This window comes from Acetobacterium wieringae (assembly GCF_001766835.1).
GTDB classification, from domain to species: Bacteria; Bacillota; Clostridia; order Eubacteriales; family Eubacteriaceae; genus Acetobacterium; species Acetobacterium wieringae.
In genome coordinates this window covers 96,997-118,546 of record NZ_LKEU01000013.1, presented here as the reverse complement: position 1 = coordinate 118,546, position 21,550 = coordinate 96,997, and the positions used below count along the sequence as shown (strand labels likewise).

Genomic DNA, 21,550 nt, shown 5'->3' with positions numbered 1-21,550 from the left:
GGCGTTTCGGAGCTGGGGATAAAAATGATCAGTCCCCCTGGTGAAACCGTGGTGGGTGACGGCGACGCTGCCGATCTGATAACTGATCATACGAACCACTTTCTGTCTGCGGTCTCGCCGCCAGCTGCTTCCCTGTTGGGAAAGTAGGGGCGCGGCTGCGGCGAATGATCTGTAAACGAATCACATCATCTAATTATACGCTTTTCCCGACTGATTTCAAAACTTTCTCACCAAAAACCCGCCTTTTTTTGCAATAAATATGCCTGCTCGAATGCCTTGCTCCCGCAAATCCTGACATTTGCTAAAAAAAGCACCAACCTGTAACGGCTGGTGCTTTTTGTGACAAGATCGTGCTGAAAAACTTGAACCCCATTACCGGGCATATCGGCTGGTCTTTGCTGATTTGCTTCTCCCTCTACCCCTTTCTGATAAATCCTGTCAAGATCCTCCCGGCCTTCCCTTATTTCATCCCGGGAAAAGCCGGCCCTTAAAAGGTCTTCATCGCTGTGACTATCAAGATGGGCGTAAAAATCCCGGGCCACCGGCAGATAGGCCGGATCGGGCCGGGCGGCGATTTTCTCAAACAGCAGGTTTTCAGCGTCATTGAGCCGACCTTCGCCGATCAGGGCGAGCAGCTGCAGCTGTAACAGCCCACTGGCGGAGATGTTGCCCTGTTCGTCAAAGATTTCAATGGCGGCGACGTTTTTGTGAAAAACTACATTGGCTAAAAAAGCCGACATATCTCCAATCATCCGCATGATATAATCGTTGTTATACATTTTTTTCTTCTTTCATGGGGGATTACCGGTCACTGCCGGGCAGCGAGACCGTCTATTTAGCATCAGTATACCTGATTTCTCTTAAAAAGCGATTATATCGGTGCTGCGTAAAATCGCACCCCCCCATCCGGCAGTGTGATCCGGATGGGGGATGAAATGATCGGCTTGTGATGGCGTTAGCCGGGGCCTGTTATCACAACGGTGGTATCAACCACGCCGTTTGTCATCTTGCAGCGCTTTGATCACGTCCCGGGCGTCGCTGTCACGGCCAGCCGGAATCAGCAGGCGGACCTGATCATCAAATTCCGCCTTGCCGTAACGCATCCGCTCGGTACTGTGATAGTGAAGCTTCAGGTAGTGCCGATCTGTTTCTAAGTGCCATTCCGCCGCCACCGCCGTCAGGGTATCACGTTGATTAAAAACCGGGCGGACATTGCCCCAGATCAGAAAATGGCGGCCGATTTTGGTTTCACAGGGGGCCGTCAGAATCTGTTGTCGGAGATAAAGGTGATAAAGGCCCCGGATGCCCCAGGGCAATCCCGCCGGCAGCAACAACCACAGCCATTGCCAGAGCGGCCGATCGGGAAACTGCTGATGCAGAACCACCACAAAAATACCGCCGATCAGGGCCAGACAGCCAGCCGTAAAAGGTGCCAGCCAGCGGTTTCGCTGGCGCTGCCAGGCCAGCAGATCCCGGGCCACTTGCCGGGCTTCGGCCCGGGAATAAGACCAGCTCACCAGTACCGGGTCGGTTTCCGACCGGCCCAGACGCTGGGCCCGGATCACCAGCACCGGAACCAGCAGCAACAACACCAAAAAGCCCAGCGCCAGCCCCCAGACCAGCTCTGCACCGATCAGCAAGCCGGCAATCAATCCCCCAGCAGCCAGCAGCAACAACACCATCAACCACCAACGGAAAACCTGTTTAATCATAAAACCTCCTTAAAAACGGGTTGGATCTGTTACTTTCGGGCATCAGTCTCTAAAACTGGTGCGCATGACTTACGCCTTTACCAGTCAGGAACCGGATGGCCGGTGGGCACCTGCCGACTTCAAACGTTTCGCTTCTTTGCCATTATTATAAATTATTTCCCTTGAAAATGCGAATGTATTTGTTCTGAATAAAAACCAAAAACCCCGATCCGGCAGTGTAAACCGAATCGGGGTGCGTTGGATGATGAGCTTGTGCTGGCGCTAGCCGGGGGGATCATCCTCCTCCCCCAGTTCGGCCACCACCTGTTTCAGGCGCTTGGGGATCGGCACCCCCAGGGCGGCCAGGTTTTCACAAATGCTCAGGCCTTCGTTGGCGAGGTAGAAAAAGATCATCGCCGAGCGCAGTGGGGCTCCGGTGCCGCCAAGCAGCGCGGTGTCCAGCAGCTGGCCGATGCCGACAACAACAAAGATCAGCACCTTTTTTAGGATGCCCCGAAAACCCCGGGCGCTGGACAGTCGCTGTTGTCCGGCGGCGACCAGAAAGCCGGTCAGGTAGTCGATCACCACAAAGGCGGTCAGGCATAACAGAAAGCCGTCCCAGCCGCCGAGAAACTGACCGATCAGGCCCCCGACCAGGGCCCAGCTAGACCGCCAGATGGACAAAGCCTTCGGCCTCGTAACGGATGGCCAGAAGCCCCAGGCTTTCGGCGATGGCGGCGACGGTCGCAATGGGGATGCCGGGGGCATAACAGTCGGCGGCCTGGCCAAAAAGATGCTGGGATTGGGGCACGCCCCCCACCTCAGCGTTGCGTTGGGGACAGCGGACCCCGGAGGTGATCATCACCGGGACATTGAGGGCATTGCGCAGGGCTTCCAGCTTGAGCAACAGCTCCAGGTTCATCTCCGCTGGAAAGCCGTCACAATAGGCGCCGCCGCAGTCGCAGGCAAACTCGGCCCGGGCAAAATGGGCAGTCGAGCCGTCGCCGTCAAAGGAGATCCGGCTCAGTTGCTCGGTAAAGAGCCGATTTTCGGTGAGCGTTCCCACCTGGCCGTCGGGGTCCAGCCCCGAGTCCTGCTGGAAGGCCGTAACCGCCTTCCTCGTTTTGGGCCCGTCCCGGCCGTCAATCGGCCCGGGATCATAGCCCCGGGCCGCCAGGGCTTCCTGGACTTTTTTTAAAAATGGGTTCATAATTATCCTTTCTGGTTTTTATTAGGGTGTCGTTATGGTGTGTAGGGGCGAACCGTGTTCGCCCGGCCAGCAGCGACGTTTTAGAATCAACCTTCACTCTAACATAAACGTTTGCGGGCGATTGCGAATCGCCCCTACGGGATGATGCATGACGTTGCTGTTTAGTATCAACGTCTGGTATTCAGAGCCGAAGCCAGCCCCTCCTAGCTCATGCTAAAGCTGGTGGTGTCAGTGACGACCAGTTCAGCCTTGGCCTTGGAGATCAGGTCCATGCCGTCGGGGGCAAAGATGTTTTTGGCAATGATCCCCGCCATGGCGGTGTTGACCGCATCCACCGTCAGTCCCGGCTTGGGATTGGTAATCGACATGGTGGTGGTTTTCAGATCCGACCGTTTAAAGGTCAGTTGCAAGATGGTATTTGCTGCCATTTAGTTCCTCCTTTCTGTTAGATTGAATCATTCAGCTGATGCCAGCCGAACCCCAGTGCCGACAATTGATCGGCACGGCTTGTCGTAAGTTGATGCAAATTTAACGCACGAACAGTTGTTGCTTTGTGTCGGTTTCGCAAACGATTCTGTAACGTGTAGACGAACAGTCGTTAGACTGTACGTCGTACAGTGTAAGAATTGTTTCGCGCAAACCGGCAACAAAGCTCACGGATGTAAGTTAATGCGTCGATCGTCATCAGCCTTATACCGGCGTGATCAGGCTTACTTCCTGCTTGATGACTTCTTCCATCACCGGCTGCTGCAGCCCGGTAATAATCACAGCCACATCGTAAATGTCCTGGTCAGTGGCGGCGGCTTTGACATCGCCGTAGGTTCGGCTGGTGATTTTTTCCTTGCCATCAACCATACCGTGGTTTACGCGGATCTGGATCTTCTGTTCCAGAAAATCAGTAGTTACTGCCATCTGTGTACCTCCCTTCTCTATTTGCTTTTAGTGTAGCATGATCGGCAGATGGCTTTAAATGGCGTGATTGCGATGGGGCGGCCAGCCCCCGGGCATGGAGGCGGTAGACCCAGCGCAGATCATAGCCCATGGCGGCGGCAATCTCGGCAAAGGGCTGGTCATTGATATAGCGGCGGGTCAGCAGCTCCTTAATCTGGGGGCTTTGCTGGCTGTCAATGGCGGTGATCAGGGCCTGATTAAGCCCCTCCAGTCGGCGGCTGTCCCGGTCGATGGCGGCCCGGAGGGTTCGCAGCTGGGTGCGGCTGCGATGGGCTCTGGCCGGGGTGGCCCGGTAGATCGCTGCCAGCTGTTTCTGGGTATGGGCCAGATACTGGCGGTGGCGCCAGATCCGGGCCTTTAGCTCGGTGATCTCTGCTTTGATGGTTTTGATGGACATGGGGGACTCCTTTCTGATGGTTGCGGTGCTGGAGTTTGCTGTGAGACCAACGGTGCAGGCGGTCACGGACCGCCCCGACGGGCTGATGCATAGCTTTTATTGGGTTTGTCGGGGACAACCGGGTTCGCCTGCACATCGCCGTTAATTTTAAGACTGCCTTTTGCTCTGCAACCGAGCTTTCCGGGCGGTCACGGACCGCCCCTACGAAGTGATGACTGGCTTTAGTCTGGTTTGTAGGGGCGAACCGAGTTCGCCCGGCCCCCTGCATTTGCCTTAGTCTCACAAGGCAATTCATCTTCTTTAAGCGCCACTGGGCGGGGGCGGTTATTTTTGGCGGCTGGCCTCTTTCCGAAAGGGTCGAAGGGGTTGGGGGGTAAAAAAACTTGTTTGAATATTTTATTTTCTTTTTTTCTCTAGCGCTGAGTTGAGAAAAAACCCTTTCGATCCTTTCGAATCCCTTATTAGCCCCGTTTAACCCTTTCGCAACCCTTTCGAAAAGCTTCGAAACCCTTTCGTTTTGGGGGTTTTTGAAATAACGATTTCGCCTCTTTGTCTCATTCTGTTCACCATCAGCCAAAATCAGCCAATTCTTCCAGATCAATTCCGTCATATATGATCCGTCTTGACAGTGCATCCTTCTTTTTTTCCACCATCCCATAACTTTCTTTCAACTCCATCCAGAAGCGTTTCTGGCTGACCGGCCGCAAGCCCGAGGCCCCGCTGTACTGCTGGTAGGCGTGGTAGAGCTGGGTCGCCGAAACCTGCCGCCCGGCTGCCACCAGGCAGCAATCCGCCACAAAGGACCGCACCGAGCTGCCCGCCACCCGATAGCTTTCCAGGGCCGTCTCGCTGGCGGCGGAACTGCAAAAGCGATAGCCATTGCGGCTAAGGCGGGTAAGGCCCGCCAGGGCCCAGTTTAAAATCCCCGGGGCTTCCTGGCTAAGCTTATCCTTTAAATGGAGGTCCCGCTGCGCTGGCGGCTTGGGGGGCCCAAAGGGGATGATCACCAGGCGGCGGTAAAAGGCCTCGCTGCGGTCGCCGAGGTTTTTGGGGATGCTGTTGCAGGAAAAGACCAGTCGGGCGGTGGTCTTAAAGCTGTAGGGGTCCTTGTTTTTGCGCTGGGCGGTCAGCCAGTCCTCCCCGGTGATGCTCTTAAACAGCGAGCTGTCGGAAATGCTGCGGGAGGGCAGATCGGCGAAAATATTGGCCAGTCGGCCATCCAGCTCGGCGGTCAGAAAGGTCTCGCCAAGATTCTGCCAGGCGATGTTGGACACATTGGCCGCCCCCAGCAGCAGCTCCTGAATCACCGCCAGCAGGGTTGATTTACCGGCGCCCCCTTCCCCCACCAGCACAAAGGCCTTCTGGGCCCGGGTTTCCGGCACCAGCAGATAACCGCACAACTCCTGCACCAGCAGCTGGCTGGCCGGGTCCAGGCAGTCGTTTAAAAATGCGGCAAAAATCGGCGCCGTCGCCTGGGGATCATAGCGCACCGGCAGCTGAATGGTTGACAGCAGCTGGGGATCATGGGGCGTAAGGGTTCCGGTGCCCCGGTCATAGAGGCCGTTTTTTAAATTGATCAGCGCCTTGTTGGCATTTAAGTTTTCGGGACTGCGGAGGATTTCCATCGTCCACTGGCCCAGAATGTCGTTGATCTGATACATCCCGACGTCATCAGTGCGCAGATATTTGCGGATGATATGCTTTATGTGCAGCTCCTCCACCTTTTTATAGACCCCACCCAGATACTGATAATAGCATTGCCGGGAATAAAAGATCTTTTTGTGGGCCGCCAGGGCGTTGGCCAGAACGCCGGGGATCAGCCGCAGCCCGGTTCTGGTTTGGCGATACCAGGGCGGCGGCGGAACCCGGCCCAGATCCCGGGGGTGGCGGGCCGGACAGCTCCCCAGTTTAGGGCAGTTAAAGCCCCAGGCCGATATGGTTTCACAGGTGAAGGCCCCGGTGCCCGAGCGGCGGAACTGCTCAATTTTGGCTGCCGTGGCGGCGACGCTGTAACCGGGATGGGGGGCCGACAGCCGATGGATGGCCGCCTCGCCGCCGGGGACATCAGCCAGATTGGTGATCATCGGATACCACAGCGGTTCCGGCAGGGTGGCGGCCTGCTGCTGACAATGGCGGATAAAATCGCAGTTATTAAGCAGCAGCTCCAGATCAAAATCCCCCCGGGGCAGTGAAAGTGCCACCGCCGCCCGGCCTTTGTGACCGGCTTTTTGGCCCGTTGCGACCCCCACCCCAAAGCGGGGATCAGCGGGATGGAGACTGCAAAGCGCCGCCGCCAGATCACGCTGGGTGTAGCGTCGCTGGGGTTCAAACAGCAGACAGCAAACCGCCACCGGCTCAGCCTTATGGTGGTTAAAGCCGGGCAGCCGCATCACCCGGCTGGGGTTTGCAATCACCGGGTCACCGTCAAAATGGGCCGCCAGTTGTTTCTGGAGGGCCGTGAAGCGGGCCAGGCTGGCGGCTTCGGCGACGGAATGATCCGGGGCGTCACCATCTAACACCGGGATCTGGTTCTGATTTGTCGGGGCGTTTATTAAGTGCCCGGAGTTTGCGTTTCCTGCGGATGACAGGGGGACATTTCGGGATGTCATCTGATTTGTCGGGGCGATCCGTGATCGCCCGGGATCGTCAGCATCCACCAGCAGCCAGTAACCATGCAGGGATTTCCGGGTTCGCACCACAATCGAGGGGGCCAGCGGAAAGGCCATCAGCTTGTCCCACTGGGTTTCCAGCGGCAGGTCATCGGCCTCCACAAACTGGGCCGCCACCCCGGTGATCTCAGCGTCTTTATGGCCGCCGGGGTTAACCACAAAAAAGATCCCCCGCTGTTCCCCATCATTCTCCGCCCGGAGCGCCTGAAGCAGGGCCCCATCCGCCAGTTCCGCCGCCGTCACCGTCCGGTTGCGACCGCCGCCACGGCCCCCAGCCCCCTCGGCAAAGCTGCGCAGCCCATAAGGCCCGCCATGAAAGGCGGCCAGAAAGACCGCCGGGTTAATCTCCCGGGGGGTGACCTCCTCCCATGTTGTTGCCCTGGAATTGTTCACATTATCACGTTTCTCTTTCATCGCTTTTCTCCATCTATTAATTTAGCCGGCTTGGTAACCCAACCGGTTGCAGGCGGTCACGGACCGCCCCTACGGGATGGTGCGTGACGTTCGTGTTTAAAATCGCGGTTTGGTTCGTAGGGGCCAGGCTGGTGGTTGGCTTTTGTGTTGGTATCGGTTCGTAGGGGCGAACCGTGTTCGCCCGCACCTCGCCACTAATTTTCGGGCTCGCCCCGCTCCCCCGGCTCCCAGCCCACCAGCGAACCATAGCGCTGGCCGACGGTGACTTCCACCGCCAGGGGGACATCAAAGCCCGGGAAGGGCATTGCGGTCATGACCTCAGTGATCCAGGCAATGGCCTCGGCCAGCCGGGGCGTTTCCACCTCAAAGACAATCTCATCATGCACCGTCAGCAGCGGCTTGATATAGGGCCGCTCCCCCAGTCCCGCCTCCAGCCGGACCATCGCCAGCTTTAAAATATCCGCCGCCGTCCCCTGAATCGGGTGGTTCAGGGCGGCCCGCTCATAATGGCTCTGAAGCCCCGGTTCCGGCGCATTGATCCCGGTTAGGGTGCGGCGCCGGCCCAGGGCGGTATCGACGGTTTCACAGTAACAGGCGGCCTGACGGGTGGCTTCCTGCCAGGGCACCAGCCCCGGATAAGCCCGCCGGAGATTGAAAATCATCGCCTCACAGGCGGAAAGGCTCAGCTGCTGCCCCGCCTTGACCCGCAGAATATCCTGGAGCCCCCGGGGATAAAGGCCGTAAAAAATCCCAAAGTTGATATTCTTGGCCACCGTCCGCCGGGCCTTGTAATCGGGATGGCTCTTGTCCCCGGCCTCGGCCAGGGTGATGCCATAGATGGCCGCCGTGGTGACGGCGTGGATATCGCCACCTTCCCGGTAGACCCTAAGCAGGTTGGCATCCCCGGTAAACCAGGCCCCGATCCGCAGCTCAATCTGGCTGTAATCCACCGCCACCAGGGTGGTCCCTGGCCGGGCCATAAAGAAATCCCGGACCGGAATGCCGTGGACCGGTCCCGCTGGCAGGTTCTGACAATTGGGCGCAGCCGACGAAAACCGTCCGGTGGCCGTCCCCAGCGGGAACAACTGGGTGTGAATCGCCCCGGTGGCCGGATTAATCTGCTCGCCCAGCCCCAGCACATAGGTTTTATAAAGCTTATTAAGCCCCCGGTAGGCGCTAATCGCTTCCAGATAGGCAATCGCCGGCAGCCCCTGTTCCCGGCAATGGCTAATCAGCTGCTTAATGGCATCCTCATCCAAAGCCGCTTTGCCGGTGTCGGTACGTTTTTTAACCGGCAGGCCCAGATCAGAAAAAAGATAGGCCTTGAGATCATTGGTGGCGGCATTTTTGCCCACCCGAACCGGTCGGTGGCCGCCACGTTCCAGATCGTTCTGGTATATCCCCAGGCGCTCCTGACAGACGGCTGCTGCCGCTGCAATGGCCGCCGCATCGGCCTGGAAACCGCTTAATTCCATCCGGGCGGTAAACAGCGCCACCGGACTCTCGATCCCCTTAACCAGATTTTCGTGGGCTGGAATATTGGCCTGAAACCAGTCGTTTAGAAGAAAATACAGGCGCCGGGCCAGATCGGCATCACTGCAGGCGTAGTCGATGGTGGGCTGCGCCCGGGGGTCAAGATCGGCAAAGCTGCCCAGCCCGACCACCTCCACAAAGCGGGGCAGGGCCAGCCCAAACCAGTCCTTAGCCAGGGTTTTTAAGCCGACATCGGCCAGCCGCCGAAAATGGCCTTCTTCCTTATAGATCAGCTGGGCTGCCGCCATGGTGTCATAGACCGGTGCCACCAGGGCAATCCCCCGGGCCAGCAGAAACTTGGCCTCAAAGGCCAGGTTATGGGCAATTTTAACGACCCCGGGGTTTTCAAACACACGGCGCTTCAGATAATCAAACACGGCATCGGCATCGGCATTGTCAAAATCCCGGTGCTTAAGCGGCAGATACACCCCACTACCGGCCGACACCGCCAGCGACACCCCGACAATCTCCCCCCGGTGAGGGTCCAGGGCCGCCCTGGGATCATCCCGCCATCCCGCTTGTGGGGCCGTTTCAAAATCAAAGCCAATGAGAACGGCATCCCCTAAATAATCCGCTACCACCGCTACATCCCTTGTCATCCTATAATTTGTTTTCATGTTTATCCTTTCATATTGAGGGGGAAATGGCCGCAAAAAAACCGCATGTACACAAACTCCTGGGCCACTTCCCAAAATTTGCGAACATCCGGTATCTTAGTCACTCTGTTAAAACAGGCGCAGTTTAACTCAGTATCATTTCACATCGTCACTCTTTAATTGTCTTTTTTCCCTTGGTCTGGCTTTCCCGCCAAACCGTCCTCCTTTTTAATTATTTGATCAGATGGGACGAAAACTGCCCATCGTGACTGCATTTCACATCAACGATCGCATCCCCATAGATCACGTGGTAATCCAGAACCCGGCGCTCACAGGCCTCACAGAACAGTTGCCTGAGACGGGGCAGCAGATCCTGGTGTTCACTTGAATTCCAGGGAATATGTCGAATCGCATTGCCCTTGACTTCAACCAGAATCCGCTTGCGCAGACGCTCGCATTTATAACCAATTACCAGACAGGATTCCCAGTGATTGACCCGGCACAACACCCCCCGACAGCGGACCCGGGCCTGTTTTGCCTTCATCGCTCCGAATCGGCAGGTTTTTAAAAAGGGACACCGGACCGTCGTAATGCCTGGCTCATTTTCCGCCAACCCACAATCCTGATTCGTATTTTTTCCATTTCCATTGACGTACATTCCTTTACCCTCGCTTTCTTTACGTCACCGATGGCAAATTTTTTAACCGAAGCGCTTTCAGACCATCGGTTGATTGGCCACAAACTACCTTTATCCTCCCTTCCATTTACAAAACAGCAATGCCAAGTGCATTGAATACAATTATTATATCAAAGTTGACAAACGTTTTCAGCAACTTTTGCTGATATAATTTGTCAAAAATATCCACCATCTCAGTGGTTTACCCCGTCAATTTGGGACAAATTTTCATCAGCGTTGCCGTTTTTAGCCAAATCCCTCACAGCACCCGGTTCTCGGCAAAACTGTAATAGCCATCCCCGGCCACAATGATATGATCCACCACCGGGATGGCGATGGCCTCGGTGGCCTGCCTGATCCTCCGGGTGACATCAAGATCGGCCTGGGAGGGCCGCTGGCTGCCGCCGGGGTGGTTGTGGGCCAGAATGATGCTGGCGGCCTGATGGCGCAGGGCGGTTTCGACAATCAGCCGGGGGTAAACCGGAGCTTCGTTGATGGTGCCTTCGTGAAGCAGGGTGGCCTGGTTGACCTTGTTCTGGCTATCCAGACAGATCACGTAAAAGACCTCGTTAAGCCGCCCGGTAAATAACGACACGGCATATTCACCGGCGGCGGTGGTACTGCCAAGCACCGCCTTGGGCGCCTGCTTGCCCTGCTGATAGCGCCGGGCCAGGGCCGGGATCAGGCTCAGCAGCAGGGCGGTGTTTTCGGTAACCCCAACCAAAGCGCTAAGATCCCGGGGATTCGCATCAAAAACCCCGGCCAGCGAGCCATAATGGCCAATCAGCCGATGGGCCAGGGCGTTGGTGTCCTTCATCGGGATGGCGTAAAACAGCAGCAGCTCCAGAATCTGATGGTCCTCAAAATTGTCGATCCCTTCACTTAAGACCCGGGCTTTAAGCCGCTGACGGTGGCCCTGATGGGGGTTTTTGGGGTTTTTATCCATAGCGTGTCCCTTTCCTGATGCGCAGTTTGCCGTTGGCGTGCATTGCTTTCATTATAAGCCATCTGCCCTCGGATGCAACAAAAAAATTGGTCTGTTGGCAATTTTTATGAAGCGCACAAAAAAGCAGCCCCAAAGGAGCTGCCGGGGCTGCCCGACAACCTGACCGCCGGTCAGGCAGGGCCAGCCACAAATTCCGACCCAACCACCAGTCCCTGGGGTAGATTAAGATAAACAACCGCATAGGAGCCATCGGGGTTGAACCAGCCCAACCCGGTAACCTGCTTGGTACTACCGGCTTCCGGTTTGCTCAGGCTGACTTCAATGCCATCGCTGCCCATCACATCCTGAACCTCGTAGAAGGGCATGCCGGCGGCCATCCGATAGGCCTGTTTGTCGGTCACCGGAAAGGGGTTGAGCGCCGCCAGTTCCGGGGATCGGCCCGACGGCAACAACCGTTTGGCAAAAACGGCGTCGTCTTCCCCAAAGCGGATCAGTACCCCATAGCCGCTGTCCGGATCCCGATAGGCCACCTGGCCATCGGCCTGGACTTCCCCGGGCACCCCCAGCATTGTTTCCAGCTGGGCCCGGGACTGATCCAGGGTTACTGCCAGATAAAATTTCATAGCCGCCTGAGCCGCCGCCGCATTGGCCGGATTAACCGTGGTGGTGACGGTTGTTTCCGGTATTTTGGCGGGATTATTGGTGGCGGTAGAAGCGGTGGTGCAGCCACTTAGCAGCAGCCCTCCCAGCACCAGGGCGGCCCCCAGTGGCGCCAGTTTATATTTTAAGGATCGCATCAGTAGTTCCCCCTTTTATTATTTAGATTAGTGAGCGGATGTTTTTATTGATACCCCCAAACCCGGCGCTTTAAACAGTGACTTTTTGAATAATCGTCCCCAAAGGTGGTATATCATGAGTAACACCCATCGGATTAAGACGTCACGTAATCGTTCTTTGCCATGCCCGATTCATTCACACCTGATCGCTTGGTCATTGTGAAGCGGGGCGCAACGCTTGCGGCAGTTTTGCCATGACCCAACCTGATCATGTCTGAAAGAAAGGATGATCAAAATGAAAAAACGAGTAAAACACGCTTTGGCGGTGCTTCTCCTTGGTCTGGCCAGTTTTCTGATCGTCTCGCCCGGTGTCTGGGCGGATGATCCCCCCACCCTCACCAAAGCTCCGCAAAATCCCGAATTTGTTCAGTATCTGTCTGATCTGGAGGCCGGGTCACTAACCACTGCCACCGCCGCTGGTTATGGACTTGGCTATATTCCCGAACCACTGGCCCGGGTCGAGACGGTGGCAACCGACAGCATCGACACCGCCAGCTTCCCGGCCAGCTATGATCTGCGCTTAACCGGCCGCCTCACCCCTGTCAAGCATCAGGGTAACCTGGGGGTCTGTTGGACCTTTGCCAGCCTCGGTTCGCTGGAATCGACACTGCGACCATCTGTCACCGCCGATCTGTCCGAAAATAACATCCGCTGGAATCACGGCTTTGACAACGGCCCCGAAAGCGGTGGCAACGCCAGCATGTCGCTGGCCTACATGGCCCGCTGGAACGGTCCCGTCAGTGAAAGCAGCGACCCCTACCCCACCGGCCAAAAAACCGGTCTGGCTCCCATTTATCACATTCAGCAGGCTGAGTTTCTGCCCAAATCAGCTACCGCTTTAAAGCAGGCGCTGATGGATGGCGGCGCTGTCTTTACCTCCCTTTACGCCAGCGCTGTGGATAACCCCAGTTACTTTAACCAGAACACCTCAGCCCTCTACTACAACGGCTCAGCCGGTACCGATCACGCCGTGCTGGTGGTCGGCTGGGATGACAACTACGACCGCAGCAATTTTGCCACCCCACCGCCGGGAAACGGCGCCTGGATCATCAAGAACAGCTGGGGCAGCGATTGGGGTGATGGGGGCTATTTCTATCTCTCCTACTACGACACCTATGCCACCAATTCCTTAGCTGCCTTTAACAATGCCGAAGCCACCACAAATTACAACCGCATCTACCAGTATGATCCCCTGGGTAGAACGGCATCCCAGGGCTACAACACCCCCGACGGGTCAGCCTGGGGAGCCAATATCTTTACCGCCGCCGCCAGTGAAAACCTGACCGCCATTTCCACCTATTCGGCTGGCCCCAATACCACTGCCGAAATCCGGATCTATACCGACGTTGCCGCCAGCAACCCCAGCAGCGGTCAGTTGCGGGCCACCCAGACTGTCACCTTTGCCCAAGATGGCTATTACACCGTAAAACTCAATACCCCAGTGGGACTGTCCGCCAACCAGAAATTTGCGGTGGTGATCAAGTACGTAAGTCCCCAGGCCAGTTCGCCGATTCCGATGGAAACGGTCATTTCCAATTATACCAGCCAGGCCAGAGCCAATGCCGGGGAAAGCTTTATCAGCTATGACCTCAATGGCAACTGGTATGACACCGGCGCCAATGATGGCGACAATGTCTGCATCAAGGCCTTTACCGGCGGCCAGAGCGCCGTCACCTTAACCGGCATTGCCATTACCACCCCAGCCAATAAGCTGGTCTATCAGCTGGGTGAGTCCCTGGATCTTTCCGGTCTGGTGGTCACCGGCAGCTACAGCGATGGTTCCACCCGGACCGAAACGGTGACGGCCGCCAATGTCAGCGGCTTTGATTCATCCACCACCGGCACCAAAACCCTGACCATTGCCGTCGGCGGCCAGACCACCAGCTACACGATTACTGTAAAAGGTGCCGCAACTTCCGACGTAGATGTCTATTACCGCACCCATATTCAGAACGTGGGCTGGCAGTATGACTGCAAAAACGGCGAAGTCTCCGGCACCTCCGGCATGGGTCTGCGCCTCGAAGCGATCCAGATTCAGTTGGTCCAATCCGGCTACGACCTGGGCGTCGCCTATCGCACCCATATCCAGAACATCGGCTGGGCCCCCTGGCACTACGACAAAGAAGTCAGTGGCACCTCCGGCATGGGTCTGCGGCTGGAAGCCATTGAAATTCAGTTAGTCGGCGCCGACGCCGACCAGTTTGATGTCTATTACCGGGTCCATTGCCAGAACTTCGGCTGGATGGGCTGGGGTAAAAACGGCGAAATGGCTGGTACCTCCGGCTACGGCTACCGCCTCGAAGCGATCCAGATCGAGGTCGCCCCCAAGGGCACCTACTTTAGTGTTGACTCCGCCGAGCAACCGCCTTATCAGGTAGCCAATTGACCACTGACCGGGCTGAGGTCGGCGCACAATACCGTACCGACCAATGACCAAGGGGTCAGACCCTTGTTAATCTGTTGTTCGCTACGGAATCGGACAGGTTACGCCGTGTCCGCTCCGATGCATAGGGTCTGACCCCTAGGTCACAACATGATGTAACAATTGTCGGTACTGGATTAGTTTTTTGAAGTTCATCTGGGCGAGAGTCTGACCCGTGGTCATTATTAATCGCCCGAATCACCAAACCGGTATCAAGACAAACCGATGAAAGCGAGGTTAACAAAATGAAAAACAAATTGTACCGGCTTGCGGTCATGTTGGTGACAATCCTGATGGTGCTGACACTGCCCCAGAGCATTCTGGCTGAAACCATCGGCACCGAAACGGTGCTGCCCACTGCCAACTATCGCACCCATGTCCAGAATATCGGCTGGCAGGACTGGAAAAGCGCTGGCCAGACCAGTGGCACCTCGGGCCAGTCGCTGCGGTCGGAAAATACGAAAACAACGTCACCGCAGCAATAACCTACAATAACAACAATATCATCTCAGTGACCCAGGAACAGTACCGCTATAACGGCGGCGCCCATGGCAACAGCGAGCTCACCGCCCACATCTTTGGCACCAGAACCGGCGATGAACTGCTGCTGGGGGATCTGCTGGCAATCCCCGATAGCCAGATCAGCACCAAACTGACCGCCGAATTCCAGCAGCTCAAAAATACCGACCCCAACTATAGCGACATTGACCTCACCGCCATTGCCGGCAAGCTGGGGGCCAACTCCCCCTACTACCTCACTGCCACCGGGGTCTGTGTCTTCTTTAACCCCTACGAGGTCGGCCCCGGCGCCCTTGGCCGGGTCGAGCTGCTCATCCCCTACAGCCGCACCGATCTGCTGGTGGAGGTGGAGACCCTGATTTAAACAGAGCCCGCCCGGTTTTCGTTTAACCAAAAATCCGCCCAAAAATAGCGGCCAAAAGGCCGCCATTCTCCCCCGTCCCGGCAATAGCTGGGGCGGGGGAATTTTTTAGGAGAATACTATTTAGACCAAGCCGCTGATCCTGAATCATACTGATAGATGCCAGCACCGCCAGCTAGATATGCTTCCAGAAAGCCGGTGCCATTGGTTCCCATGGTTGAGGGATCCCCATCGATCGACACCCCAGCTGGCAAATTAATGGTGGTCAGAGGCTGGAATTTAAAAGCTGACGGCCGAATATTAACGCCTCCGGTGCTCTGAATGGTCAGGGTTTCCAGGCTTGACAGATGGGTTGTCCCCTCCATTTTTCCTTCAAAGGCATTATCACCGATATAGGTTACCGTCGCCGGAATCGTCAGACTGCCACTTAAGTGGTTATGATAGAAGCTGTAATTACTGATGATATGCAACTGACTCGGCAGCGTCAGGCTGGTTAGCGGGCATTCGGAAAAACCATTTAAGTCAATGCTGATTAACTGTGAATCGGTGGCAAAATGAACGGTTGTTAATTTTTGACACATATGAAAGGCCCCTTCGCCAATACTGGTAACACTGGCCGGGATGGTCACTTCGGTCAGGTTTGCCTTAGACTTAAATGCCTGATAACCAATCGCCACCACCGGATTTCCACCAATGGTCCCGGGGATAGAAACAGTCGTTTCACTCCCCAGGTATTTGGTAATCGTCACCTTTCCGTCGGTTACCGTGAATGAATAAGGCAGCACCGTTACCGTACAGGAAGCGTAAGCACCTCCGCCATCGGCGGCGGTGGCGGTAATTGTTGTTGTACCGGCAGCAACCGCCGTCACCAGACCATTACTATTGACCGTGGCCACAGCAGATGCGGTGGATGTCCAATTGATGTCCTGATTGGCAGCATCGCTTGGTATCACCGGCGCCGTTAAGGTCTCACTGCCGTTTGCACTCAGCTCCAAGGTCGTTTTATTCAGGATGATGTATTCCACCGCCACAAGGGTGGTCAGATTGACCACTATTGACGGCCCGGCGTTGTCGCCGCCGGTGACCCACAGCCTAAAATCATAGTTGATGCCGGGGGTTAGTCCGGTGGCTGTGGCGGTCGTTGAGGCGCCGGTAAGCGCTTCAGTCGTTGTTGCATCGATCCAGGCGCTATCCGTATGGGCCTTTTTCTGGAGTTTCACCTCCGTGGCCCCGGTCTGAGCATCAAAACTGAAGCTGGCTGTATTGATGGTCACATCGGTCTGGGTCAGACTGATATTGCGCAGCTTTAAGCTACAGCCTGGCCAGACGCCGCTCATAAAGCCGCTTTTATCTTCCCAATACTCAATGGTTGTCCCGGCGGGGATTGCCGCACTGTCAACCGATGGGGCATTGCCATCAAAACGCAGCACCAGATTGGCCGGACAGCCGCTAAAGGCATTATGCCCAAATTGTGTCATGGCCGCTGAGAAATTCACTTGTTTTAAGTTACTACAATCCTGAAAAGCTGCATATTTTATGTCTTCAATCCGATTGTCAGCCGCAAAGGTTACCGTCTCCAGGCTGGAACATTGAAAAAAGGAAGCGCCTAGTAAGGTCTGCAGATTACTTCCACCTAAAAATTCCACCGTCTTTAAACCTGTACAATAGCAAAAAGCCTGGGTTCCAATGCTGGTCAGCGAATTGGGAATGGTTAAATTAACCAATCCTGTGCATTCATAAAAGGCGTTTGCCCCAATGGTCTCAACGCTCCCCAAATTTAAATCTTTCAGGGCGAAACACTGCATAAATCCAGATGCCCCAATCGTCTTAACACTAGCGGGGAGACTGACTCTCTCCAATTTTTGACAGCCCTGAAAGGCTTTGTCGCCAATGGCCGTCAATTGTGAGGTTCCCGCAAAAGTTAGACTTGTCATGTTGAAACACTCCATAAATGCACCGTCCCCAATGCTAGTCACCGTTTGGGGAATTGACACCGATGTCACATTATTTTTTCCTTTAAAGGCATTATCGCCAATCCCGGTGATGGGTACCCCGCCGACCCGCTCCGGAATCACCACCGCCCCGCCGGGGCCAGTATAGGTGGTGATCACGCCTTTTTCATCAATATTCGCCGGGTTGATAACCGCCATACTCATATCCGCCATCTGCTCATTGGACCACAGTGATTCGCCATCAGCATCCCTGGCTTTGACAACAAAATAGTAGGTTTTGGTGCTGTCCAAACCGGTGATGGTTGCCGTTATGCCCGATGTCGTGTAATCCGCCGTTGCTGGATAGCTCCCCGACGTATCACTGCAAAAAACCTCATAACCTGTGGCGCCAGCGACAGTGTTCCAACTAACTGTAACGAATGGACTGTAGGAATTCCCTATTTGCACAGGGAGCTGAGTCGGGGTTGCTAAAATATGTTCCTTAGTATATCCGGTCCAGCTATCATAGCCGCCATAATTCGCATAATAACGGATCGTCGGTGTCGGCGCCGTGATCGGTAGGGCCCCGACTACCAGCGTTGTCGGCACATCGCCCCGGAAGGTATAGCAGCGACTGGCCGGTACCTTGTCCGCATCATAACCAAAGGCAGCATCCCCAATCGAATTGACCCCTTTTGGGATAGTGATATTGATCATCTTGTCGCAGTTGTTAAAGGCTCCCGCTCCGATGGCAGTCAGCCCCGATGGCAGCGTCACCGCCGTTAAACCACGACACTCGGCAAAAGCCTCCACCGGAATAGTGGTCACTCCGTTTGAAATCGTAATGGTTTCAAGCAGTGAGCAACCAGAGAAAGCCCGATCGCCGATGGTGTTAAGACTTGCCGGTAAGGTCAGGTTCGTCGCCCCAATACTGGCAAAGGCCGAATTGCCAATTGTCTCAATGCTTGAATCGTCCGCAAAGATCACTTCATTCAGTTGGGTGCAACCCGAAAAGGCATCATCACTGATTACTTTAACGTTTTTGGGAATCGTTACTTTGCTAATATTATGATCAAGCTGGAAAGCAGCCTCGCCAATTGTTTCCAGTCCCGATTCGGCTGCAAAGATCACCGTTGTCAGATTAAGGCAATTATAAAAAGCCCGTAAACCGATTGTTTTAACCGTTTTGGGAATTTCGATACTGGTAATATTGCGATTATAAAAAGCCTGGTCACCGATCCCCGAAACGGTTACCCCGTCAATGGTTTCGGGAATAAGGATAACCTTGCTACTGCCGTTCATCCCGGTGATCACAGCGGTTCCGTCAGCGATTTGAGTCACCTCAAAGCTGGTCGTCACGGTTACCGTGCAGCTGGCGGTTTTGTTGCCGTCATCGGTCTTAACCGTGATGGCGGCCTGCCCTTCTTTCTTTCCGGTGACCTTCCCGGTGGCATCCACAGTGGCAATGGTATCATCACTGGATGTCCAGGTTTCTGTTTTATTGGCCGCATTGCTTGGTAACACCGTGGCGTTTAGCTGTGCCATTCTGGCTACTCCCAACGAAAGACTCGCCTGATTCAGGCTGACCCCGGTCACGGCCACCGGTGCTGGCGGGTTATAGCCCCCACCGCCATCACTGGGCGTCGGAAACACCGGCGGAATCACCACCCCCGGCGCCACCGTGTAGCTGGCCGGTTTCTTATCAAACACCGCACCATCGGCCTTGACTTCGGCTTTAACCACATTGCCCTGGCCTTTGATGGCAGCTTTGCCATCAAGCACCAGTTCACTGACCGTAGTACCGGGATTCACGGTCACGGTGCTGCTGCCACCGGTTTCCCCTACCGTCATCTTACCGATGGTGGTGGTATTGCCCTGGGTGGTGACGGTCATGTTGGGGGCGTTAATCTCCACGCTGTCAAAGGCTCCTTCTAAAATAATCGTCTCGCCACTGGCATCTTCAGCAATGATCACATCCAGACCATCCACGCCCGTAGCCACAATCCGCACCGCACCGCTGGCGGTTTTCTCCATTACAATGCGGCTGTAACGGCCGCCATTAATATGAATACTGTTGTCCCCGCCGCCCCGAACAAGAGTGTCTCCATCCACCGTCACATTGTTCAGGGTTACGGTGCCATTTCCGACGGCCTCACTGATTAACATATCCCCGGTGATGGTCAGATTCTGCAGGATCACCCCATCAGCTGCGATCCTCACATCGCCATCAATGGTCTGGGAGCCGGAAGTCGGGCCATAGGTACCCGCTTTGTCATAGACTGTCGGTCCGGTTTTCTTTGTAAGCCCCTCATAAGCCGCCTGGATCATTGCTACGACTGCATCCACCTCTGCTTGTGTCCAGTCGACCGTAACCGCATGCTCGTTCACGGCCGTTTGCAATACTGCCCAGGACTCGGCCGTAAAATCCCCTTTGGTAAGCCTTGCAACCTTTGCCACCAGGGCATTGTAAGCCGTCAAGTCGGCATTATTCTTAACCACCCGCACCAGCAGCGCTTCCAGCCGCAGGGAGCTCCCCACGGTACCCAGCTGGGCGCCGTCAGCCAGCCAGCTATCGGCCGTCTGGGGCTGATCGCCAAGGTTCTGAACATGGCCCCGATACTGGACACTGTACCCCGGCACCGGTTTTCCGGCGCTGTCAGTCAGCACAATTTTAACCGCTTCAATCCGCAGGCTTTCGCCCCGGGTTCCGGCATAGGCACCATCCCGGGGCCAGTCCGTCGGGTCATTCTCGTCATAGAGCCAGCCCCTATTCTGAACATGAACATTATAGCGGATCGACATCTCCATGGGCAGATCCTCATTGAGTTTGATTTCAAACCCCTCAATCCGCTTGCTCTGACCCACCGTACCAATCAGGTCGGGACTGTCCACCCAGCTGCCGTCAAGCGGGTAGTCCCCCCGGTCCTGAATATGTCCCCGGTAGGCAACCCCTACCGGCAGTTCCGTCGCTGTAGCTGACAGCGGCACCGCCAGAAAAATCAGTGCCCAGCAGACACACCAGTATACTAATTTCTTCTTCATTTTCTTTTCTCCATTTTATTTTTTTTACATCGAATCCATTAATGGTTTAATCATATCACAGAGTCGATTCTCAAAAAGGCGTAGATTTCTTTTTAAATGGCGTATTTTTTAATTCTTTCTGTCAATCAGACCCAAAGCCACTGTCCCAATCCGGCAGATTCTGTTATACTGGAAGTATCACAAGAGCTGTCTGATAAAGGCCCAATTGCAGGCCTTTAAACCAGCCGATTCATGCCTTACCCGCCCCGAGATCAAATAACCTAATTTTATTGAAGGAGCACCTCATGAAAAGAAGAAAATGGATTTCCCTGATGGTTTCTCTGCTGGCCCTGATTCTTTGCGGTTGCACCGCTGCCCAGGACAAAGCTCCCCAGACCGAAACGTCGGATGGCATTGTGCCCACCGACTATAGTGACAGCGCCCACTGGCTTGCCCTACCCACCGCCCTTGACAAGGATGTCGATGTCTTCTATCTCTACCCCACCGCCTGGGCCAGAGCCAATGCCGATGCCCCAATTATCAGCACCGTCGATGACCCGGTCATGATCACCAATGCCAATCTGGCTTATGCCCGTCAGGCCACCGCCTTTGAAACATCGGCCAATATCTATGCCCCCTATTACCGGCAGTTCGATCCATCCGCCACCGCCAACATGTCCTACGACGAACAGCAGGATGTCTTAAAAGGGACCACCTTAACCGATGCCACCGCCGCCTTTGACTATTACATGGACCACTACAACAACGGCCGCCCCTTTATTCTGGCCAGCCATTCCCAGGGCTCCAACGTGATGATCTATCTGCTGTCGAACTATATGAAGGCCCATCCCGAGGCTCAGAAGCAGATGGTGGCAGCCTATATTATTGGCTATTCCATCACCGACGACTATCTGGCCGATAATCCCAACCTTAAGTTTGCCACCGGCTCCGGGGATACCGGGGTGATCATTTCCTACAATACCCAGGCCCCCACCATTGAAGGCACCGATTTTGTGGTGCTGCCCACCGCTCATGTCATCAACCCCCTTACCTGGACGACCGATGAAACCCTGGCGCCAGCCAGTGCCAACCTCGGTTCACTGCAGATCAATGCCGATGGCACCGTGGCTAAAAATCCCGACGGCAGCAATGTCAAGGTAATGAATTTTGCCGATGCACAGGTCAGCCTGGAAAAAGGCGTACTGATCTGCAGCACCGTCGATGTGGACACCTACGCTCCCGGCAGCGCCGCCTTTGGCCGAGGCGTCTTCCACAGCTACGACTACCCCTTCTATTACTACAATATCCAGGCCAACGCCGAAGAACGGGTCGCCAACTACTTAAAAGCCCACAAAAAATAGCAAAACAAAAAAACCG

Annotated in this window: 18 protein-coding genes; 5 read left to right on the top strand and 13 right to left on the bottom strand. The window is 55.4% G+C overall.

What is annotated here, in order from left to right; translation table 11 throughout:
• The first annotated feature begins 24 nt into the window (after positions 1–24).
• The gene (locus ACWI_RS19450) at positions 25–147 is read left to right on the top strand and encodes a hypothetical protein (RefSeq protein WP_278278271.1); all 123 of its coding nucleotides are present in this window, start codon (positions 25–27) and stop codon (positions 145–147) included.
• A gap of 80 nt (positions 148–227) precedes the next feature.
• Here ACWI_RS19450 and ACWI_RS02675 read toward each other — a convergent pair whose 3' ends face one another.
• The 12 genes from ACWI_RS02675 to ACWI_RS02620 all read right to left on the bottom strand — a co-directional run bounded on the left by ACWI_RS02675 (position 228) and on the right by ACWI_RS02620 (position 11,880).
• Complete coding sequence (locus ACWI_RS02675) at positions 228–779, bottom strand: DUF6483 family protein (RefSeq protein WP_070369896.1); 552 nt, start codon at positions 777–779, stop codon at positions 228–230.
• 207 nt (positions 780–986) lie between these two features.
• Positions 987–1,712 carry a hypothetical protein gene (locus ACWI_RS02670; RefSeq protein WP_070369895.1) on the bottom strand — a complete coding sequence of 242 codons (726 nt, stop codon included), beginning with the start codon at positions 1,710–1,712 and terminating at the stop codon, positions 987–989.
• Between the two features lie 261 nt (positions 1,713–1,973).
• On the bottom strand, positions 1,974–2,375 hold the full coding sequence (locus ACWI_RS02665; RefSeq protein ID WP_070369894.1) for a phage holin family protein: 402 nt from the start codon (positions 2,373–2,375) through the stop codon (positions 1,974–1,976).
• Complete coding sequence (locus ACWI_RS02660; RefSeq protein WP_070369893.1) at positions 2,356–2,901, bottom strand: D-Ala-D-Ala carboxypeptidase family metallohydrolase; 546 nt, start codon at positions 2,899–2,901, stop codon at positions 2,356–2,358. Before ACWI_RS02660 ends, ACWI_RS02665 begins: the two co-directional genes overlap by 20 nt.
• 203 nt (positions 2,902–3,104) lie before the next feature.
• Complete coding sequence (locus tag ACWI_RS02655; protein ID WP_070369892.1) at positions 3,105–3,329, bottom strand: DUF2922 domain-containing protein; 225 nt, start codon at positions 3,327–3,329, stop codon at positions 3,105–3,107.
• A 262-nt stretch (positions 3,330–3,591) separates the two neighbouring features.
• A complete protein-coding gene (locus ACWI_RS02650) occupies positions 3,592–3,813 on the bottom strand; it encodes a DUF1659 domain-containing protein (protein WP_070369891.1) in 222 nt (73 codons plus the stop codon).
• Entirely contained in the window at positions 3,797–4,249 is a 453-nt protein-coding gene (locus tag ACWI_RS02645) for a hypothetical protein (RefSeq protein ID WP_070369890.1), read from the bottom strand. Before ACWI_RS02645 ends, ACWI_RS02650 begins: the two co-directional genes overlap by 17 nt.
• Positions 4,250–4,818: 569 nt before the next feature.
• Positions 4,819–7,332 carry a phage/plasmid primase, P4 family gene (locus tag ACWI_RS02640; protein WP_070369889.1) on the bottom strand — a complete coding sequence of 838 codons (2,514 nt, stop codon included), beginning with the start codon at positions 7,330–7,332 and terminating at the stop codon, positions 4,819–4,821.
• A gap of 194 nt (positions 7,333–7,526) precedes the next feature.
• Positions 7,527–9,482: a DNA polymerase gene (locus ACWI_RS02635; RefSeq protein WP_084633451.1), complete on the bottom strand. Its 1,956-nt coding sequence runs from the start codon at positions 9,480–9,482 to the stop codon at positions 7,527–7,529.
• Positions 9,483–9,693: 211 nt separating this feature from the next.
• Positions 9,694–10,119, bottom strand: coding sequence for a hypothetical protein (locus ACWI_RS02630; RefSeq protein WP_070369888.1), 426 nt, complete (start codon positions 10,117–10,119; stop codon positions 9,694–9,696).
• Positions 10,120–10,396: 277 nt separating this feature from the next.
• A complete protein-coding gene (gene radC, locus ACWI_RS02625; protein WP_070369887.1) occupies positions 10,397–11,083 on the bottom strand; it encodes a RadC family protein in 687 nt (228 codons plus the stop codon).
• A gap of 170 nt (positions 11,084–11,253) precedes the next feature.
• Positions 11,254–11,880, bottom strand: coding sequence for a hypothetical protein (locus ACWI_RS02620; RefSeq protein WP_070369886.1), 627 nt, complete (start codon positions 11,878–11,880; stop codon positions 11,254–11,256).
• A gap of 274 nt (positions 11,881–12,154) precedes the next feature.
• Between ACWI_RS02620 and ACWI_RS02615 the strand changes: the two genes are divergently transcribed.
• The 3 genes from ACWI_RS02615 (at position 12,155) to ACWI_RS19535 (ending at position 15,224) form a co-directional block, all read left to right on the top strand.
• Entirely contained in the window at positions 12,155–14,305 is a 2,151-nt protein-coding gene (locus ACWI_RS02615; RefSeq protein WP_070369885.1) for a lectin like domain-containing protein, read from the top strand.
• Between the two features lie 281 nt (positions 14,306–14,586).
• Complete coding sequence (locus ACWI_RS02610; protein ID WP_070369884.1) at positions 14,587–14,826, top strand: hypothetical protein; 240 nt, start codon at positions 14,587–14,589, stop codon at positions 14,824–14,826.
• The gene (locus tag ACWI_RS19535; protein ID WP_423230181.1) at positions 14,733–15,224 is read left to right on the top strand and encodes a DUF3298 and DUF4163 domain-containing protein; all 492 of its coding nucleotides are present in this window, start codon (positions 14,733–14,735) and stop codon (positions 15,222–15,224) included. The genes ACWI_RS02610 and ACWI_RS19535 overlap by 94 nt, the downstream gene beginning before the upstream one ends.
• Positions 15,225–15,340: 116 nt before the next feature.
• Here ACWI_RS19535 and ACWI_RS02600 read toward each other — a convergent pair whose 3' ends face one another.
• On the bottom strand, positions 15,341–20,194 hold the full coding sequence (locus ACWI_RS02600; protein ID WP_070369882.1) for a leucine-rich repeat protein: 4,854 nt from the start codon (positions 20,192–20,194) through the stop codon (positions 15,341–15,343).
• A 284-nt stretch (positions 20,195–20,478) separates the two neighbouring features.
• On the opposite strand from ACWI_RS02600, the gene ACWI_RS02595 reads away from it, so the two are divergent.
• On the top strand, positions 20,479–21,534 hold the full coding sequence (locus ACWI_RS02595; protein ID WP_070369881.1) for a DUF3089 domain-containing protein: 1,056 nt from the start codon (positions 20,479–20,481) through the stop codon (positions 21,532–21,534).
• Positions 21,535–21,550: the final 16 nt, after the last annotated feature.

Coding starts and splice junctions, on each gene's coding strand:
- ACWI_RS19450 (WP_278278271.1), top strand. CDS start 25: ATGATCAGTCCCCCTGGTGAAACCGTGGTGGGTGACGGCGACGCTGCC.
- ACWI_RS02675 (WP_070369896.1), bottom strand. CDS start 779: ATGTATAACAACGATTATATCATGCGGATGATTGGAGATATGTCGGCT.
- ACWI_RS02670 (WP_070369895.1), bottom strand. CDS start 1,712: ATGATTAAACAGGTTTTCCGTTGGTGGTTGATGGTGTTGTTGCTGCTG.
- ACWI_RS02660 (WP_070369893.1), bottom strand. CDS start 2,901: ATGAACCCATTTTTAAAAAAAGTCCAGGAAGCCCTGGCGGCCCGGGGC.
- ACWI_RS02655 (WP_070369892.1), bottom strand. CDS start 3,329: ATGGCAGCAAATACCATCTTGCAACTGACCTTTAAACGGTCGGATCTG.
- ACWI_RS02650 (WP_070369891.1), bottom strand. CDS start 3,813: ATGGCAGTAACTACTGATTTTCTGGAACAGAAGATCCAGATCCGCGTA.
- ACWI_RS02645 (WP_070369890.1), bottom strand. CDS start 4,249: ATGTCCATCAAAACCATCAAAGCAGAGATCACCGAGCTAAAGGCCCGG.
- ACWI_RS02640 (WP_070369889.1), bottom strand. CDS start 7,332: ATGAAAGAGAAACGTGATAATGTGAACAATTCCAGGGCAACAACATGG.
- ACWI_RS02635 (WP_084633451.1), bottom strand. CDS start 9,482: ATGAAAACAAATTATAGGATGACAAGGGATGTAGCGGTGGTAGCGGAT.
- ACWI_RS02630 (WP_070369888.1), bottom strand. CDS start 10,119: ATGTACGTCAATGGAAATGGAAAAAATACGAATCAGGATTGTGGGTTG.
- radC (WP_070369887.1), bottom strand. CDS start 11,083: ATGGATAAAAACCCCAAAAACCCCCATCAGGGCCACCGTCAGCGGCTT.
- ACWI_RS02620 (WP_070369886.1), bottom strand. CDS start 11,880: ATGCGATCCTTAAAATATAAACTGGCGCCACTGGGGGCCGCCCTGGTG.
- ACWI_RS02615 (WP_070369885.1), top strand. CDS start 12,155: ATGAAAAAACGAGTAAAACACGCTTTGGCGGTGCTTCTCCTTGGTCTG.
- ACWI_RS02610 (WP_070369884.1), top strand. CDS start 14,587: ATGAAAAACAAATTGTACCGGCTTGCGGTCATGTTGGTGACAATCCTG.
- ACWI_RS02600 (WP_070369882.1), bottom strand. CDS start 20,194: ATGAAGAAGAAATTAGTATACTGGTGTGTCTGCTGGGCACTGATTTTT.
- ACWI_RS02595 (WP_070369881.1), top strand. CDS start 20,479: ATGAAAAGAAGAAAATGGATTTCCCTGATGGTTTCTCTGCTGGCCCTG.